We start from the raw sequence: 17,560 nt of genomic DNA, 5'->3' as shown, positions 1-17,560 counted from the left end.
GAACCCTTTAAGGATTCTCAGGGTTCTCTAAACACCGGAATATGCAGAAAATCCTACATCTACAGAAATGACCGTTCCAGTGACGAATCTGGAGGCGTCGTTGCTTGCAAGCCACAGCAACGTACCGTTCAGATCTTCAGGATTGCCGAATCTCTCCAGATGAGTTTGACCGAGAATTTTAAGCGCACGGTCTGTATAGCTTCCATCGGGCTGTGCCGGTTTCACGCGGATTCCTGCTTTTGACATGTGAACGGCCAGCCACTGCGTAGAATTGCTGATGGAGGCTTTGGCTCAGCTGTATTCAGATTATCTTTGCCAATCGCGTAAATGCACCATAGATCATTGTCGGCGTCCTGTGGGCAACAAGGGAGCTGAACAGCCGGATTCCATCAGCCACACCCAGCTGATGGAACCTGAACTTAAAGCCCGAAAATCTGCAGTCCCTCCAAAAAAACACCTCTGACTATTCATCAGAGGTGTTTTTCAGCATATTCATTGCTTTGTATAGTTCAACGTCATGTTCACTGATCTTAGACAGCACATACTTTGCTGATAATCTCAAATCTCTTACTTCATCACCAAGTTTCTGAATATCCTCTTCGTGGTCATCTCCTCCTGAATGAATGGCCCTGGAAAGCTTATACAGCTGTTCCTCTGCCTTATCAAGCCTTGAATCCACTTGTTTTTCAAGTGCATCAAACCGTTTATCCATACTGGATTTTAATTCTGTAATGGCCAGCAGAAGTTCCCTGTTTTCCACGAATATCCCCTCGCAATTGGTTAGTAAGAAGCATACATTTATTATAGTTTCAGTGAACAGGAGTTACTAGGATAAATGCGATAAATATTTGTAAAACATTTGCAAACAATTTTGGGTTTGGATTGTTAAAGCACCTGTTTAGACTGTTAGATCCTTGATTTGGATTGTTAAGCAGCAAATTAGGATTGTTAGAGTCTTCATTTGGAATGTAAGCATGTCTCCAGTGACCTCTTAAAGGGTGAAAACTTCAAAATGTTTGCCTTCCTGCTGCATTTCCAGAAGTTTTTATATTGAAAGATAGAAAAAGGCAAGGAGATATACGAAAATTATACCTCCTTGCCTGAACTCTATACGTTCTGAATCATCCCTTAGAACAGAAGAACCTATTTTTTCTCATATTTTTCTGTCATTTCTTCTTTATTCTCCTGAATGGAGTCCTTCAGATCTTCACCCTCGGTTTTAACTGTATCAAGCAGCTTTTCGTGAGTATTCTCCGCATAATCTTTCAGAATTTCATGTCGCTGATCGACCAGGCTTGTAACCTCCTGACGGACATCATACTCAATTTGTTCTTTTTCCTGAAGATATAACGCTGCATCATTCAGTCTCTTTTTCTCCTCATAAATCATGTTCGTTAACTCTCTTTTTCTTTCATAAAGATCATTTTGCTTTTCGCTTTGCTCTTCCCAGACTTCATTCCAGTTTTTATTTCCCCAGTCCCACCATTCATTCCACAGACGCTGGCGTTCATCTTCCCATAACTCTTGGAAATCTTCAGCCGTATCGACCGTTTCATACTGTCCGCCGCCTGCCTGTGCAACAGACATCAGCTGTTTTTGACCGTTGCTGTCTACATCAAAACCAATAATATTTACAACCGCTTCAATGTTTGAATCATGGAGTTCTTTTGCTGCTTTAGCAGGATCTCCGTCGCATGTTTCAATTCCATCGCTTACGACATAAATGATATTTTGTCCCTGCTTATCTGATTTCTCAAAGTCTGCTTTTGATTCTGAAATGGCTTTAGCGATTGGAGTCCAGCCGGTTGGCTTAAACTTTCCAAGTGAAGCTTTAAATTCGGCCTCATTATAAGGCTTCAAATCATAGACTACTTCTGTGCTGCTGCAGGATAGCTGTTTATCACTGTCGCTGTTGCTGCCTTCCTGGCCATAAACTCTAAGTGATACGTTCGCTCCTTCAGGCATGGAAGCAACAAAATCATTTACAGCTTTTTTTGCCAGATCCATTTTGGCTTGTCCGCCGATTTTCTGAGCCATACTGCCGCTTGCATCCAACAGGATTGAGATATTTGTATTAAGTCCAATCTCACCGTTTTCAAGCGTCATTCCTCCAGGCATATTGCTTAAAGAAGTCTCTATGCTCGGATTGAATTCTTCATAAAAATCATAAAAAGGCTTGTAATTCTCCCCCTCGTTCACAAGAGCAAGCAGCTCGCCATAGATCTGAAAGCTGTCCTTATCAGCAAACGACTTTTCGTCTAAAGCTTTATGTATAACCGCTTTATTGTAAGCATTCCCGGAGTATTTTCCAGGCTCTTCTTTCACAATTTCTTCAATACTGCCGGCTATCTCAACCTCATCCTCATTTTCTTTCTCAGAAACTTCTTCTTCTTTTTTAGTATTCTCTTTTTTCTCTTCTTTTCCAGAAGCCTGTTCCCCGCCTCCGCATGCTGCAAGCGCAAACAAGACGAATAAAGCTGACAGCAGCATCAGACATATCTTCTTCGTACGCTTCATTTTTTCACTCTCCTATTCTTTTTACCATAATTAATAAAATATGGATTTTTATAAAGACTTTTACAGTATACATGAATAAAAATGGCAAAAAAGACGAAATGGAAAATAAATAGCAAATGGATTAAAATTGGTAAAAATGTACCATCAATCTATTACCCTTTTTTATGACCTTTACACCCCTTACCAGAAAAAAATTCCAAAAATTGAATTTCCAGTTCGAAAGTCGGAGCTTATGTTTACCCGGGTCTCCTCTTTAAGGAATAAAAACAGCTGCACATAAAAAGCACCCGTCGTCTATTTGCGTCGGGTGCTTTTTCGGGTTTCAATTTTCGGCCGTCCAACCACTCGGCATTTTCCCAAATAAAAAAGAGCTCCCCATTCCGGGAAACTCTCTCAAATGTAATGACCTGTGAGGGACTTGAACCCCCGACCCCTTCCCTGTCAAGGAAGTGCTCTCCCACTGAGCGGGAATAGGCATGATATATATAGGTTTTTTAAAGTTTTTACAAGTTAAAAAAACATCAGACCACTAACCTTCTTGCATTTACATTTACTATTGTAAAGTGGTCGCTAAAATTCGTCAAGTAAGTATATTGCATTAGTATCATTGAAATAATAAGGGTTACTTCTGCATCTCATGTATATGATCCTTTTCTGTACGATTTGAGTCGCATAAGTCGTATTAAAAAGTCCTCTAAAACACAATAAAAACGACCTAGCATAATTACCAGATCGTTGATATATCGCTTATTATTCAATTGTATTAGATACAAAGGTTATAGTATAGCTAATCAATGTTTAAAGTGCTTTTGTCAATAGAATTAAATACTTTATCATCTTTAACTATTTTAATAAGTTTTATCTTTTTAAAAACTCACTATATTCCATAATTGGTGCACTCGTTCTTTCTCTAAGCATTTTTGAACTTATTGATTTAAGTAAATCATCATGGTACTTTTTATCTGTTTTAAAGTAGTTACTTACACTTGTTACTTCACCTGCATCAAGTAGCATTGTATATCTTTCTTCAATTAACAAAACTAACTCAATAATAAGTTTTTTAATTTTACTATCTAAATCATCTTCATTATAGTTTGAAATGAATTTTCCAAAAACGAATGCACTTTCACTTATTAGAGTAGGATTATCTACTGCTTCCTTGAAATTTTGAATATCATTGTTGTGTATTCTATAAAGAACTCCAATAATTGCAAGAAGTATGAAAGTACCATTTTTCAAAACATCTTTCGCATTTAATTCGAATAAATCATCATTTTTCTTCATTTCTTCAACAATTCTTTTAAATCTGTCATAGAACTTTATCATATCAACAATAAATTCCATTCTTACAGAAGAAGACACATAATTTTTCTTATATACTGATGCGTAAATACTATTATTTTCAAATAGAGCCTTTTTATTGGAGCGTGCCGTACCCGGCTTTTGCATAACAAATGAAAGAATTAACTGTCCAAATTCTTCATTTTTAATTTTTGTCATATTATTTCTAAATCTCTCACCACGTTTAATTTGAAAATCAATTTTATGATTTTCTAATACTCGTCTTAAGGATAGCATTTCGGGAGTATTAGATTTTAAATCACTTGCTTTAATAGGCTTTTGAGAATTTGTAGTTTCAGCAATTTGAGTAAAAAACTCATTTACTTTTTGCTTATCATCATTCTTTTTAAACACGACCTTACATGGTATATAGAACTCTTGACTATTAGTCCCTTTATAATTTCCTAATAAATTTGTAGTTTGTCCTCCATTTACAATTGAAAAATTATAAATTTTAATTGTGTTTCCATCAATTTCAAAATCCTCACAAGCTATTATAAGTCCATTATTGTAAAACCAAAAGTTTTCCCTATCACTATCTAAAGTTTTTCTAATTCCACTATCAACTAATTTGTTGGGAACAAATTTCCTAATATTCATATCAAATAATCCCTTATCTTTAAATTTATTGTACATTTTAATAAGGGAATTTGAGCTTATATTTACTAAAGCTCCATAATTTTCAGTAGACTCATACTCTAAAAAGTTATTAGCTTTATCTAACTCTGCTTTAAATTCACTAATTTTAGCAGTTATATCTTGAATATTTGAAATCTGAGTATTAATTATAGGTGAATCAGATACATTAATCATATCTTCTAAATCACTAATAGGTGAATTGTTTAATTTTCTTTCAAATATATTTGAATCGAAATTTCCTAAATAAAAAACATGATACTCAATTTGACCGTTATCAGGTAGCCGATCCAAGTTTTCTTGAAGTATTCTTTTTAATTTATCACTATAAGCTCCAGTATTGTGATTTTCAAAGGCTTTAACTGTTGTATTCATTTTTCTTATTTCATCTATTATTTCATCTGAAGACAAATTAGTAGTCTTACATTGAACTAGTGACAAAATTTCATCCTCATCATCATAATAAACTAAATCAATTCCACCATCATTTGTTCCATTAGTTAAATGGTCATCAACTTTTCCGTTTAATAAATAAATTTCTTTTTCCTTATAAAAGAAGTATTGTAATACTAGTATTTCAAATGCACTTTCATCTGTAATAGATTTATTAATACTTGAATAATACCTTTTGATTCTCTCTATTTCTTGAACATATGTTCCAGCCAAAGCTAACACCTCTTGTCCTCTCCTTCAATAATCAGAATTATATTAACCAAATTTCAGTAAAATTAATACAACTCACCAGTAACAACAAGTTATGTATTTTATAAATACAAACCGCTCATATTCTCTTTTATTATACAGCTATCTAATAGTTAAAGAGCATTAATTTTTTCATAGCGTGTGTATGAACCAACTATAGCTTTATCCCATCCAAGACCCCAGTGAAAATGTTGAAATACACTCCCTTAACTAACTTGTTGATGTTACTTAATTAACTTATTTAATGTTGGTCTTGATATACCCAATTCTTTAGCAAGCTGAGTATTAGATACTTCTCGATTTATATACCGTTTATAATGCTGATTGAAGTCTAGATTTGATACTTCTTTTCTCCCTTTGTACTTTCCTTCTGCTTTAGCTATTTCGATGCCTTCACGCTATCTTTCAAGCATTTTTTCACGTTCAAAATCATTAATAGCACTAATCATCTCTAACATTAATCTGCCTGTTGCTGTTGAAGTGTCGATATTTTCTTTAATTGATACAAGTTGTACTCCTTTTGATTTTAATAGTTCAACTAATTCCAACAAGTCTTTTTGATCGTGCTAATCTTGAGAAGTCTGCAACATAGATTGTTTCTCCTTCTCTTGCAAACTCTAACATCCGTTGTAATTTTGGTCTTTATGTATTCTTAGCGGATACCTTCTCTTGATACACCTTTTCTATTTTGTACTGTTTCATTGCTTCGACTTGTCTTGCTTTGTTTTGTTCAACTGTTGATACTCTGATATATGCTATGTTCATGTTCATCGTTCCTTCTGTATTTATCCGATGAATCAAAGGTAGCACATTGTAAAATTAGAATTTATAACTTCATTTACATTTTGTAAATTAATCAGAATATTAACTTCAAATTTACAACGAACTAATGTGTATTGGTTGTGAACTTAAGGCACGCTCTATCTTTACACCGCAATTTCTGGACAAATTACTTCACTTATACGCCCCAGCACAGCAGTTTTTACCACACACCTCTCTTTTCTTTGCCAATTTTGATTATTGTTCTAAGCCAAATTCTTTTAACGCATCAATATCGATTTCGTTGTTGTAGACTAATTTCCCATTGATCTCAACGGCAGGAACAGATATCAAACTAAGAACAGTTGTGGACGATGGCAATTTTATACTAACTATGTAAGGCATTTGGTAACATACAATTTTTAGATAAGATAAGCTTATCTTGAAATAGCAGTTAATATAGAAAAAGCTTGCGGATGTATACTATCCTCAAGCTTTAAATACAATGTAATTTTTAACTAAAGCACCCTTTCGTTCAACAACAACACCTGTAAGGAAGGTTACATTCCTAACTGGAATTCGGTATACATTTCTACACTGTTTAACCTTCTCTTCTAAGATCTAAAAATCTTTGATATGCTTCCTCATCTTGAAAGATCTTAAAGTATTCAATATCTCTCTGAGCATTTAGGATTTGGTAATCTTTAGTCTTTTCTGAATTGTCAGGAATTTGAGAGGATATTAATCCGTTAATTAATTCTGTTAATGGTTCGCCGATTGCTTTCTTGAAATTAAATCCTAATAGTTGAAGGATATTAAATGTTTCTTTTGAAAGGAGCGGTTTGAAAATCTCCACATTTTGTATGTTTCTCTCCACATTTTCTTGATTGCCATTTTCAATCAACCTCTCTAATAGAGGTAAAATATTTGTTGTAATATATTTGATATCCTCTTCTGAAATCTTCTGTGATACCATCTGTTCATCATAAATTTGAGCGATAGATATAAGTTCGTTTTTCTCAGCAATCAAGTTATTGATGATTTCTTCCAAATTATTAATCGTTTCGTCGTTGCTATTTTTTGCTTTTGTAGCCCTTATTTTGTCTCTTATTGCTTGGGTACTGTTTTGAGCTAAAAACTGACCAAGAGAAACACTTGCTTTAAGTAATTCTGGATTTTCAAACATTAAAAAATTACCTCCTTTTAGTCCAAATATTATATTCGACAAAATAGGAGCTTTTCCTGCATTTAAGAACGAAGAGAGAACAAACAGATTATGAAGTAAATATTAAACATAAAACTAGGCTAATTATATTTTTTCATTAACAGTCAAACGGTACCAATCCAAACATACGGAAACCCTTGTCACTACTGTATTTGAAAAAAAGTTTAGTATCGTTACCGTATAAGTACAATCAAACGGTAACAATTTCTATTAATCCTCTAAAAGCAAAAAGACATGCATTTACATGAATGTCTACTTTAATTCATCTACATAATCTATATTTTTATGGTAATGGATGTTGTGTCTGGTAGGATGGTTATTAACCCATCAATCATTTTAAAATTATCTGATACACAAAACAATTGTCGATATGATGAATGAAGCTGAGCTTCATTATAAGAAAGTATAACCTTTTCATCATCAATTCTTTTAGTTTTTCGGTGGTAACAAGAATCCAATAATGCTTCTTCCTTCTTCACAATTATTAAAAGAAGATTGCTTGTAAGTGGAAAAGCATATTCATCAATATCTGGTCTATCATGAATTGCTTGTATAACTCTTCCGTCTTCATCAAATTTACGTAAGACTAATGGATTGTCAGATGTATAAAAAGGTAAATCAGTCTCGTTTTCAATTAAGATCCAATAATAATCCTCTTTAAGTTTCTTAGCTAATCCAAATGATTTTCCGAATATTTGTTTAGCATGTTCTATTACCTTATTACTATCACTTAACTCTTTGTGTTTTTCAAAGTTAACATCATCAACTGAGAAATATCTAAGAAAACTTAATTTACTTCTTTCCGCTCCTTCTCTATAAGACTTTGTTCTATAGTATTGAAATGCTAAACTCTGTGCTAGCTGAAGTATATCCTCCTCGGGTAAAGCATAATCACTATCTTCATTCTTAAAACTATTATATCCGTTTAAAATTCTATTAAGAGATTCCTTAAAAACTGGTTCTATTTGGTATGTAAATAAATCATCGAGTAGATTCTCGCTAACTTCTTCATCTGGAAACTGCTTTTTAAGCTCATTTATCTCTTTTTCAGAAAAATTATAGAAAAACTTTTCCGCAGCTACTAACATTAGACCAGTGTGAAATTTTTTCCCTGCAATCTTATCAAATGTCCATATTTCTTCTTTTCCTTCAGTGTATCTTCTTAAATATAGCCTAGGAACAAAATGTTGCTTTATAGCTGACAAAATATCCCCCTACCTTCTATTGATTAATCGCAAAAATTATAAAATCAAAAATTTATTATTCGATAAAAAATTAACCTACAAGAAATTTACAATTCATAAAAGTTAGATAAAACCCTTATTTTCCTTCAAATATTTTTTTAAGTTATTTTCAAGAACAAAACATAAGCTCCTTAGCCTATCTAATCTATCTTCCATACTTTCACTTTGTACAATAAAATTAAATAAACGTTTTTCTTGAATTTTATCGTGATGCGCTGTAATTTGATGTAATTCTTCTATACTCCATTTAAACTTTGTAAAATCTATTTCTATAAAAGGAGGATGAGTAGATTTATTACCATTACTAAACATATACTTCACTTTCATAGAATCAAATATTAACCATAGTAATTCATCTCTAGTAACAAATACTGGAACTTTTTTATCGGAGATAAATTTCTTACTTACCAGTGTGGGCAAAGTAAGATCAAGTGAAGCATTCCAAATTCCATGTAAGAAGTGTTGAACTGTTTTCTTTTTTGGATGAATTAATTTTATCGCTTGAGGATGACCACTTAATAACAAATTACCGTATATTATATGAGAAATACTCATCAAATCCACTTCATTAGAAAGAAAATCTAAATAATTTATCATTTTCTTTGCATTTGAAGGTTCGGCGGTATCATTATAAATTAGAAATAACTTAAGTAAACAAGCATAGCTAAGAAACATTAAATTCTGAAATAAACTCTGCTGTTCTAAACTTTCCACTTTAGATGATATTCTTTCTGTTGTATCTTTTACAGGTTCAGAGAACTTAACTAATTTACTATGTTCGATCATTTGAAGGAAATCCATTTCAAATAAAGCTATTAAAATATTAATAGTCTCATTAAACTTCTCTTCGTTAATTTCAAAATTGTTAAGGTTTCTGCAAGATTCTTCTACTCCTATTGAGTAATCAACTTCTATGTCATATTGTTCAATATGTCTTAGCAGTTTTTTTAACTCATTCCAAAGCACTTCGTCTGTTATAGTTTTACTTGGCTGTCTATAAAACTCTCTTAGATATATACAAATATTAGTGTCAAGATATAATTGAATTTCACTTGGATCTAAAAAATTCGTTAATTCTTCAATTGACTCTATTTTTTGCCTAACATACATTGAACTGAAATGAAAATTCATAAAATTTCATCTCCCAAATTCGAATTAATTTTTTATTATATCGTACTTGTTTTCTATATTCTATGTACACTCCTTAACTTCTCCACACTTAAGACATTATCTTTCTTTCTATGTATCATCCTGTGACAGTTCGAACAAACTTGTACAAGATCATCATTAGGATCAATAACGATTTGATCACCTATAGTACTTAATGGTTTAACATGATGCACCTCAATGTAGTCCTTCCCACGCTCCCCTTAAACTTTCTCATAATTGAATCCACAAACAATACAGCTTAAGCCATGAATTTCAATTGCTTTTTTTCTGTTTTCTGGTCTTCTTTCATATCGCTTTCCATAAAACTGTTTAACTGCACCATCCTTGTAATAACTATCATCTTCAGCCTTTTCTGAATCAAGATCATCTTTAATTATCTCTTTTAAGCCTTGGCTATTATCTAACTGATTATTAAGCCTATAAAGAGAATGAATAACTAGTCCAAAATCTGAATCCCGCTGTTCTAAATTGTGGATGGCTTCCGATATACTATAGTCCTTGAATACTCCTTTATGCTTATCCTTAAGACCTATGTAATGGAGAATATTCATTGATTCATGACCTGTTCTCTTATCTGATGCAATTCCTAGTATATTTTCATCTAAGCTACGGTGAGACATTGCATTAAAAAGGTACTCATACACTATAGAATCCTTATCTTCGTTGCTGTATTTGTTATATTCCCTTGACCTCTTTGAAGGTTCTAAATCTGGAACATTCAAAAAGTCATTCTGAATTTCAGAACCAATTTCCTTGTTTCCAGTAATCGTAAAACCTAGCCTACCAAGAAATTTATTAGTTTCATTCACTCCACTAAACAAGGTGGGAGAATATTCTTCTCCATTGGCAAAAATATTTGCAATAGAAACCACGTATTTAGGGGGATAATATTCACCTTCATAGAAAAGGCTGAATCTTGTAGATTCTATCCTATCTCGTACACCTTCTCTATTAATCTTTTGAATAGCTTCAAGTACATGTTTTTTATTAATATTTTTCTAAATAGGCATTTGATAAGCACCCCTTTATTCTTTATCAATGGTGTTACTTTGTATTAGTGTATAAAACTGTAACTGCTCTCCTATTCCTTTTCCTTGAAGTGGTACATTACAGATAATACCCTCTTTAAGAACAGGAATTAAGTATTCTCTATAATTGACTCCAGAATAAAAGTCAATTTGTTTTAGACCCAATTGCAAATCGCCTACTTGTTTAAAAACTAACTCTGACCATTTTATGCGTTCGGTTGCTTTCATATTGTTTAAAGTTAGATCATAAGGCTCAATTACATCATTTTGCTTTATAAGTCCATACTTTGCAGATAATACATACCAATCGTCATAATCTTGCTGCTCAATGTATTTGACAGCTTTTTTAAATAAAGTTGATTCTTGATACATCTCTCTAGTGCAATTATAATCCGCTTTCAACTTTGTACAACTTATTAATGCGATTTTCAATATCTCATCTCCATATCCAATATAGAGGAATAATGAGTAGCCATTTCACAAGTAATAAAAATAAAAACTGCTCCAGTATGAGCAACCTTTTCCATTTGTTTAATTATAGTTCAAATATCTTCTAGAACGACCTCCACACTTATTAAATGATATTGTTTTATATTTCTTTATTCATTTTTTCTACATGAGGGGCAATAAGGTCTTGATAATAAATGGTCACTACGTATTTTCCATTCATATCCGCAAACATTACATTGTGCAGCAACTTTTTCTCTACTATTAATGTAATTTAATACATTAATAGTATTATCAGACCGTTTTAATACCTTAAGTTTATAGGCTTCCGATCTTGTAACCTTGTTATCAACTTTCAGTTCGTCATGTTTATCTACTACTATCTTAATTGGAGATTTTCTTCTTTTTTTAATTTTAGGTAATTTTTTTGTGAGTATTTTTTCTACAAAAGAATTATTCTGTAACCCTTCTTTTATCATACATATTTCTAAGCACCTATACGATTCTTAAGCCCTGATACTAAATCCGGTCTTATCATCAGTTAATTGTTGGATTTCATCTAACACAGTCGACAATTTAACCAATTGTTTATCTATTAGGGTGTAATCATTAATCCCATGTTTATATTCAGCTTGAATAGAAATAAAAGAGTTATCTATTTGCTCATCTATTACGCTAGATATTGAAAATCTTTCCCGCTTCATAGCAAACATATTATAGAAATCTTTCTCAATATACTCTATTCCTGACTGACAATTCACCGTTGTTTGATTATCAATATAATACCTATTTTTAAATTCAATTCTGTCATCATCAATGAAAAAATAATCAATCATAATAATATCTGGTTCTTTTCTTATGTCACTTCTACTAACTCCATTATTCGAAATGTATATATAGATATGACATGTGTTTATTAATACATTATCTTCATTTATTTTCATTGTAGGATTATTTGACCTGTCTATCAGAGAAAAAGACTTAAATTGACATAAAGGAAATATTAATTTATATCTTTTATGTCTAATTTCTTTCATACTTTGTTTTCTTAAGACATTAGCACTATTAAAAACTTCAAATTTCTTTTCGACTAAAAGTTTGTTATTTTTAACTTTTTTATCAAATCCCCCTAACCTTTCTTTAAATTTCTGAACTATTCCTTTTTCTTGTTGATTTACCATTTCATGATATTCAGTCTTAGCAATTTTATATTCTTCAAGTGTTTTGTTTACCTTTTCATTCAATATTTGAATTTCTCGATTTTGAATATCTAATTTATATAGCTTAAACAATTCGTCAAGATTAAGTTTTGCTTCATGATATTTTAATAGTGTGTCATTATTTAGTTGTTCATTCTCATTCAATAGATAAGCAATATCTCTAGGTATTGAATGTTCAAAATTAAACCTTGTAAAACCAAAATCTGAATAAGAATATATACCTTTTAAATCCTCCAGCAATATACTTAAGTAATGATCGATTTCCAAGTTACTCATTTGTAAATTTGAGAAACGAAACTTAAGCTGTTTTAGAAAAGAATTCAGTTGATTAAAGCCAAAAAATGAGGGCAATAGTCTTTGAAAATACTCCTGTTCTTTTTCATCTAAATATTCTTCTTCTACCTCTTCTAGAATAACTATATGAAAGTCTTGTAGAGTACAATTATTTTCTATCATATATTTAAAAATTTTACATGCTTTAAATTTTCCTTCATAAAAAGAATTAGACTTTGAAAAGAAATATTTATTATATTCATCATAAGAAAGCCTGTTCAAAGCAAGAATTTCTCAAAAATGTTGTTTATATCTTCTTTGTATATCTTTTGCTTGTCCTACATAAATCGGAACAATCTTTTCAGAAGTGAAATTGTCTATGTAAATCATATAAATTCCTGAAATATTATGTTTTGTTGATAGTGTAACTTCCCTATATAGATTATCTAGTATTAATCGTTTTACTTGGTATATAATATTATCGATTTTTAAATTATTATCCATAAAGTTCCTCCTCTGTTCCTTGTAACTACTATACCTAGATTCTCACACACAGGATAATATTACCATAAAAGTAAAAAAACACTTACATTATAGTAAGCGCCTTCTACCTAGTAGATTTAATAAAATCGATATTTCATTAAGCAGTCTTTACTTTCTAATATCTAAAAACCTGTTAGAGGTGCTTTTATGGGATTGTTTTTCCATCAAGATGGTGCGAATATTATTATTAACTAAATGTTGAGGTGATTGAAATGCGAATACTTTTAATATGGATTGCACTCGGAATAGCTGTTTTATATGTTGTAGTTCATCAATTCCTTTTACAAATTCCTGCAAATGGAGATTGGCAATATAATTTAGGAATGTTATTTCAGGCTTTGTCATTATCTTATATTGCTGCCTTTGTATTTTACCTAGTTCATAACCATTATCCTTACTTAAAAGCTAAGAAGAAGTATGAACCAGTTATCAATAGAGAATTAAATGATTTATGGGAAATCTGTAACAGCCTAACCTATATGATGAGCTATCATTCAAAAGTTTCTGCTTATGACTCTTGGCCATATGACTTCAAAAATTCAGTTCCAAATCAATTACAGAATTTACCCGTCAAGTTAAAAAATGAAGAAACTGAGGCAAACATAAAAAGTAAAAATAGTAATGGTCAAAAATTGTATACTCTTCCACCAGATAAAGACTTTGATGAGAAGTCTAAACCATTAACAATAAGAGAACTGGGGTTTGATAAATGGAGCGAAGCAATAGAGTATGTTGGCTCTAATATAAGTACTACTTTAAATAAGGTACTAAAACTCAAGGAGGTATTAGAAGAAGAAACAATTTTAAGGATATTTGATTTGGAAAAAAGTATCAACGATTTTAGAATAGTAGCAAAAATTTACGAAGACGCTAATTATAAAACATTTAAAAATGGATACTTAGAAAAACAATTTATTAAATTTTATGAAGGCACTGAAGAGTTGCGAAAGTATAATAAAAAATATAATGATCCGTCCAAACCAAAAGACTAGTATCATAGACTCTCACTAGTGTTGAGCTTAAAATATATGAATGCTTTACACTCTTCTTTAACCGTTTAAAGATAGTTGCTTTTCTAGGTCTAGGCAATTTTAATTTTGCAGACGTGGAGGTGAGGTAACCTCCCCCATCTCCCGCCCATGATCCCTTTAAAGGTGTGGAAAATACCCCCCCATACCATTCTCCAAAAAAAGACCCTTTGTGAGACTCAATCAACTTCATGATATTCCTTGACCTTACGATAAAATGTAGCCTTAGTCATATTTGATTTCTTCATCGCTTCAACCGCAGTAATATTTCCCGCTTTCCACTGCTTATAAGCCTGCTCAAATTCAGATGTAATAGATGCTTTTGGTCTTCCTAAGTGTTTCCCCTGTGCCTTTGCCAAAGCTATACCTTCAGCTTGACGAGTCTTAATCTTATTTCTCTCTTCCTCAGCAACCCATGATAATACTTGTAATACCAAGTCAGCAACAAAAGAACCGATTGAATCATTGTATTTCCGTGTATCCAATAATGGCATATCAATTACAACAAGATGCGCCTTTATATTTTGCGTTATATCCTTCCATTCGTGTAGAATCATATCTTTATTTCGCCCAAGCCTATCCAAGGAATGTATGTACAATGTATCTCCTTTACGTAAACGCATTTTTAAAGCTTGGTATTGAGGTCTATTGAAGTCTTTGCCGCTTTGCTTGTCAATATGTATATCACGCTCATCAATACTAAGAGCATACATGCTAGCAAGTTGTCTGGATTCATTTTGGTCTTTACTGCTTACACGTACATATCCGAATTCTTTGTTTTCCATGAGTGATCCACCTTATTGTTTGATGCACTTATGTTATCGGATGCGTACCAAAAGGTCAACAATAATTATGATACGTCCCAAAAATCATTTTGATACCATATGATACTATCTAAAATCATATTCCTCTGTTTCATTAATCGTGTAGCAAAAAGTGTACTTTTTGATACATATATACTTATCGAAATGTATTAGTATATCTTTGATTGATTAATCACTTTACCACTCAAAATCATATCTTTTATTTGAATCGTGTCGAACATTTACCGAGTACCAATTTGTGAATATGTGTGGTTTCTGTATCCATCAGAATATTATAACGAAACACAAAATGTCCTTTGATTCAACCCTAGGCAAAACTGAATACTAAAAAGAGGATAGAAGAGGAAGAAGAACGTCACCATGAGCAATTCTGAGCGGTGTATATGTGTGTTTACTTTCTGGGACTTACTCTGTTCCGCTCGCTTATGGGGTTCTAAATATCACGAAAAAGGACTTGGAGAGTATCCAAGTCTTTTAAGATTTGTTGTTCAACTCTTGCACCCTTTAATTTAAGTGCAAAACTTCACAAATTCAGCATTGTAACGGCTTAATGGATCGCTGGGACACATACAAAATCAGACTGTTCGACCAAATCTCAATCCAAATAAGATAAATCTTCTCCAATTAAACCTTCTGCATATGCTATTTCGTCATAAGCAAGTCCAAACATAGCCCCAATCATGTAATCTGCAACTGTATATCTAAATCTCCCATCCATTTTAGTCAATCCATTAATTTCTCTAATTAAGATTATATCAACATTTTCCATTTCAAAATTAGATTGTGGAACTAATTGTAAAATCCCATCCACATCCTCATCATCACAATATAAAATTAACTTATCTATATGAAAAAAGGATTCATTTAAATAATAACTTTTTACAATTGAAAATACATTCACAGATAAATAGTGAGGGTTTGGGTCTTTAATTATAAATAAATTACTATAACAATTCTTCCATTCATCAAAAAGCACAGTATTTAGATATTCGCTTACCTTATCAGTAACTAATATAAATATCGCATAATCCTCAAAAATATCAGATGCAATTTCATTCGAAAACTTACTTACTATGGGTTCTAGAGTTAGAGATATATTCTCATTAATCTGCTTATAATAAGGGGTCTTTTCATTAATTAATGTATCTAGATACTTTCCATCTATAACAACAATATTCCTATAGTTTGATATATGTTGTGGTATAACCTCATCTATAGCAGCTTCTCCTATAATATTTATGTATTGAAAATCTAAATCATAAATTTGATCTAAATCCCGAACTACCTCCTCCAGATTTAATTGATTAATAAATTCTTCTCTTCTCACAAAAGGGGTCTTTGGTGAATCAACTATATATCGTGAGGGAACAAAATCATTTGAAGCAGAACCGTCCTCTAGATAGCGGGTGATTAACGGTGAAGTTAATATTGCATAATTTACTTCATTCGAACGCCTCTTAATCCAAAACTTAATCCCGTCAGTAGAACTATACCCCTTAATTATTACCATAACCCTAGAGTTATATTGCTTATCGAAATATATTAAATAATGTGGAACAACAGTGTTAATAGTCTTAACTATTGCTTCCAATAAATAAGGATTTTCTTTCACCTTCTCTTTTATAAAACTGTCAAAGAAATACCTGAATTCTTCGTTAAAACTTGAAGCGTAATATATCGTATTGTTTCTGCATATAACTGATACCAAATTTTTATTCTTACCTCCATGAGTTATATGATATAACATATCTCTTGACCACTCTAAGTCATGATCTAAATATATTCCAAAAAACATTCCTCCTACCCCACATTTAATAAAATCATTTTTTATAGATATACACTGAATTGTACTTAAAATATCAGATAAATATATTCCATAATTGGATTGATGAGGTTCTCCATAATTGGCTATAATCTCTTTAAAAGATTTAGACAAATTCGGAATTGATTTTCCTGAACCAATATCAACAAATTCATCAATTTCTTTATATGAAGCATTATGCAGATGATATATTTTATTTACATTATCGATCTTAGAGATTACTATAAGATCAAATCCCTTATTATATGAATTACAAATCATTTGTAATATTGCTGGCAATGGCATTTGATCAACATATTTTAAATAAGATATTGCTTCTAGAACCACTGTTTCATCTTCACAACTATAAGCGACTGCTAAAAAATCATTAATTTTCACTATTTTTTGGGAAGTTTCTTGTGTCCAATAATTTGAATATAGACCTTCTACTTCTCCAAAAGATGATATAGAATTATTTGAATCTAGTTTGTTTAAAGTTGAAGTCACAGAATCGGCTACTAGAAAAACTTTTCCATGTTTTTTCCATGCTGCACAATATGTCATTTTAATCTCCCATTATTTTCATTTTAATATAACAAATCTCCAGTCATATTATTTGTCAGAAAACGTCATGCAAATAGGCACAGACTGATTGTTACTTTTCAAATTATTGCCACCGTTAGAGTTTAAGTACATTCTTTTACAATTAATATATCTTATTGTAGCAGACGATAAAAGACAGTGTTTACTCTTCATAAAATCACAGTTTTATTATCGTTTTGTATTATGTGCTTACTGAATT

The 17,560-nt window shown here is 31.7% G+C and carries 15 protein-coding genes, 1 tRNA gene and 2 pseudogenes; 1 reads left to right on the top strand and 17 read right to left on the bottom strand.

Translation table 11 applies throughout. From position 1 onward, the window contains the following. Positions 1-27: 27 nt before the first annotated feature. From ACTSEZ_RS01525 to ACTSEZ_RS01455, 15 genes and pseudogenes are all read right to left on the bottom strand, one after another. Positions 28-291 (bottom strand): annotated as a pseudogene (locus tag ACTSEZ_RS01525) (SDR family oxidoreductase); the annotation flags it as partial. Between the two features lie 172 nt (positions 292-463). Then, positions 464-760, bottom strand: coding sequence for a hypothetical protein (locus tag ACTSEZ_RS01520; protein ID WP_369732404.1), 297 nt, complete (start codon positions 758-760; stop codon positions 464-466). Between the two features lie 383 nt (positions 761-1,143). Further along, a complete protein-coding gene (locus tag ACTSEZ_RS01515) occupies positions 1,144-2,517 on the bottom strand; it encodes a VWA domain-containing protein (protein WP_369732403.1) in 1,374 nt (457 codons plus the stop codon). Between the two features lie 406 nt (positions 2,518-2,923). Next, positions 2,924-2,984, bottom strand: a tRNA-Val gene (locus ACTSEZ_RS01510). A 391-nt stretch (positions 2,985-3,375) separates the two neighbouring features. After that, a complete protein-coding gene (locus ACTSEZ_RS01505) occupies positions 3,376-5,169 on the bottom strand; it encodes an AIPR family protein (protein ID WP_369732402.1) in 1,794 nt (597 codons plus the stop codon). 425 nt (positions 5,170-5,594) lie between these two features. Next, positions 5,595-5,898 (bottom strand): annotated as a pseudogene (locus ACTSEZ_RS01500) (recombinase family protein). A 658-nt stretch (positions 5,899-6,556) separates the two neighbouring features. Next, positions 6,557-7,141: a hypothetical protein gene (locus tag ACTSEZ_RS01495; RefSeq protein ID WP_369732400.1), complete on the bottom strand. Its 585-nt coding sequence runs from the start codon at positions 7,139-7,141 to the stop codon at positions 6,557-6,559. 314 nt (positions 7,142-7,455) lie between these two features. Then, the gene (locus ACTSEZ_RS01490) at positions 7,456-8,385 is read right to left on the bottom strand and encodes a DUF4238 domain-containing protein (RefSeq protein ID WP_369732399.1); all 930 of its coding nucleotides are present in this window, start codon (positions 8,383-8,385) and stop codon (positions 7,456-7,458) included. A 102-nt stretch (positions 8,386-8,487) separates the two neighbouring features. Beyond that, positions 8,488-9,555, bottom strand: coding sequence for a hypothetical protein (locus ACTSEZ_RS01485; RefSeq protein WP_369732397.1), 1,068 nt, complete (start codon positions 9,553-9,555; stop codon positions 8,488-8,490). A gap of 53 nt (positions 9,556-9,608) precedes the next feature. Then, positions 9,609-9,773 carry an HNH endonuclease gene (locus tag ACTSEZ_RS01480; RefSeq protein WP_369733058.1) on the bottom strand — a complete coding sequence of 55 codons (165 nt, stop codon included), beginning with the start codon at positions 9,771-9,773 and terminating at the stop codon, positions 9,609-9,611. Positions 9,774-9,794: 21 nt separating this feature from the next. Beyond that, positions 9,795-10,586, bottom strand: coding sequence for a ScoMcrA-related endonuclease (locus ACTSEZ_RS01475; RefSeq protein WP_503129012.1), 792 nt, complete (start codon positions 10,584-10,586; stop codon positions 9,795-9,797). A 33-nt stretch (positions 10,587-10,619) separates the two neighbouring features. Then, on the bottom strand, positions 10,620-11,054 hold the full coding sequence (locus ACTSEZ_RS01470; RefSeq protein WP_369732395.1) for a DUF6884 domain-containing protein: 435 nt from the start codon (positions 11,052-11,054) through the stop codon (positions 10,620-10,622). 167 nt (positions 11,055-11,221) lie between these two features. Beyond that, positions 11,222-11,548, bottom strand: coding sequence for a hypothetical protein (locus ACTSEZ_RS01465; protein ID WP_369732394.1), 327 nt, complete (start codon positions 11,546-11,548; stop codon positions 11,222-11,224). Between the two features lie 27 nt (positions 11,549-11,575). Then, positions 11,576-12,844: a hypothetical protein gene (locus tag ACTSEZ_RS01460; protein ID WP_369732393.1), complete on the bottom strand. Its 1,269-nt coding sequence runs from the start codon at positions 12,842-12,844 to the stop codon at positions 11,576-11,578. A 12-nt stretch (positions 12,845-12,856) separates the two neighbouring features. Next, a complete protein-coding gene (locus ACTSEZ_RS01455; RefSeq protein WP_369732392.1) occupies positions 12,857-13,066 on the bottom strand; it encodes a hypothetical protein in 210 nt (69 codons plus the stop codon). A gap of 251 nt (positions 13,067-13,317) precedes the next feature. On the opposite strand from ACTSEZ_RS01455, the gene ACTSEZ_RS01450 reads away from it, so the two are divergent. Further along, positions 13,318-14,097 carry a hypothetical protein gene (locus ACTSEZ_RS01450; protein ID WP_369732391.1) on the top strand — a complete coding sequence of 260 codons (780 nt, stop codon included), beginning with the start codon at positions 13,318-13,320 and terminating at the stop codon, positions 14,095-14,097. Between the two features lie 215 nt (positions 14,098-14,312). Here ACTSEZ_RS01450 and ACTSEZ_RS01445 read toward each other — a convergent pair whose 3' ends face one another. Continuing rightward, complete coding sequence (locus ACTSEZ_RS01445) at positions 14,313-14,918, bottom strand: recombinase family protein (RefSeq protein WP_369732390.1); 606 nt, start codon at positions 14,916-14,918, stop codon at positions 14,313-14,315. Between the two features lie 634 nt (positions 14,919-15,552). Beyond that, a complete protein-coding gene (locus ACTSEZ_RS01440; RefSeq protein WP_369732389.1) occupies positions 15,553-17,322 on the bottom strand; it encodes a hypothetical protein in 1,770 nt (589 codons plus the stop codon). Positions 17,323-17,560 lie beyond the last annotated feature (238 nt).

The sequence above is a fragment of the Metabacillus mesotrionivorans genome (assembly GCF_052171315.1).
Lineage (GTDB): Bacteria > Bacillota > Bacilli > Bacillales > Bacillaceae > Bacillus_P.
The sequence above is the reverse complement of the archived record's forward strand: the minus strand, read 5'-3'. Positions and strand labels throughout refer to the sequence as shown.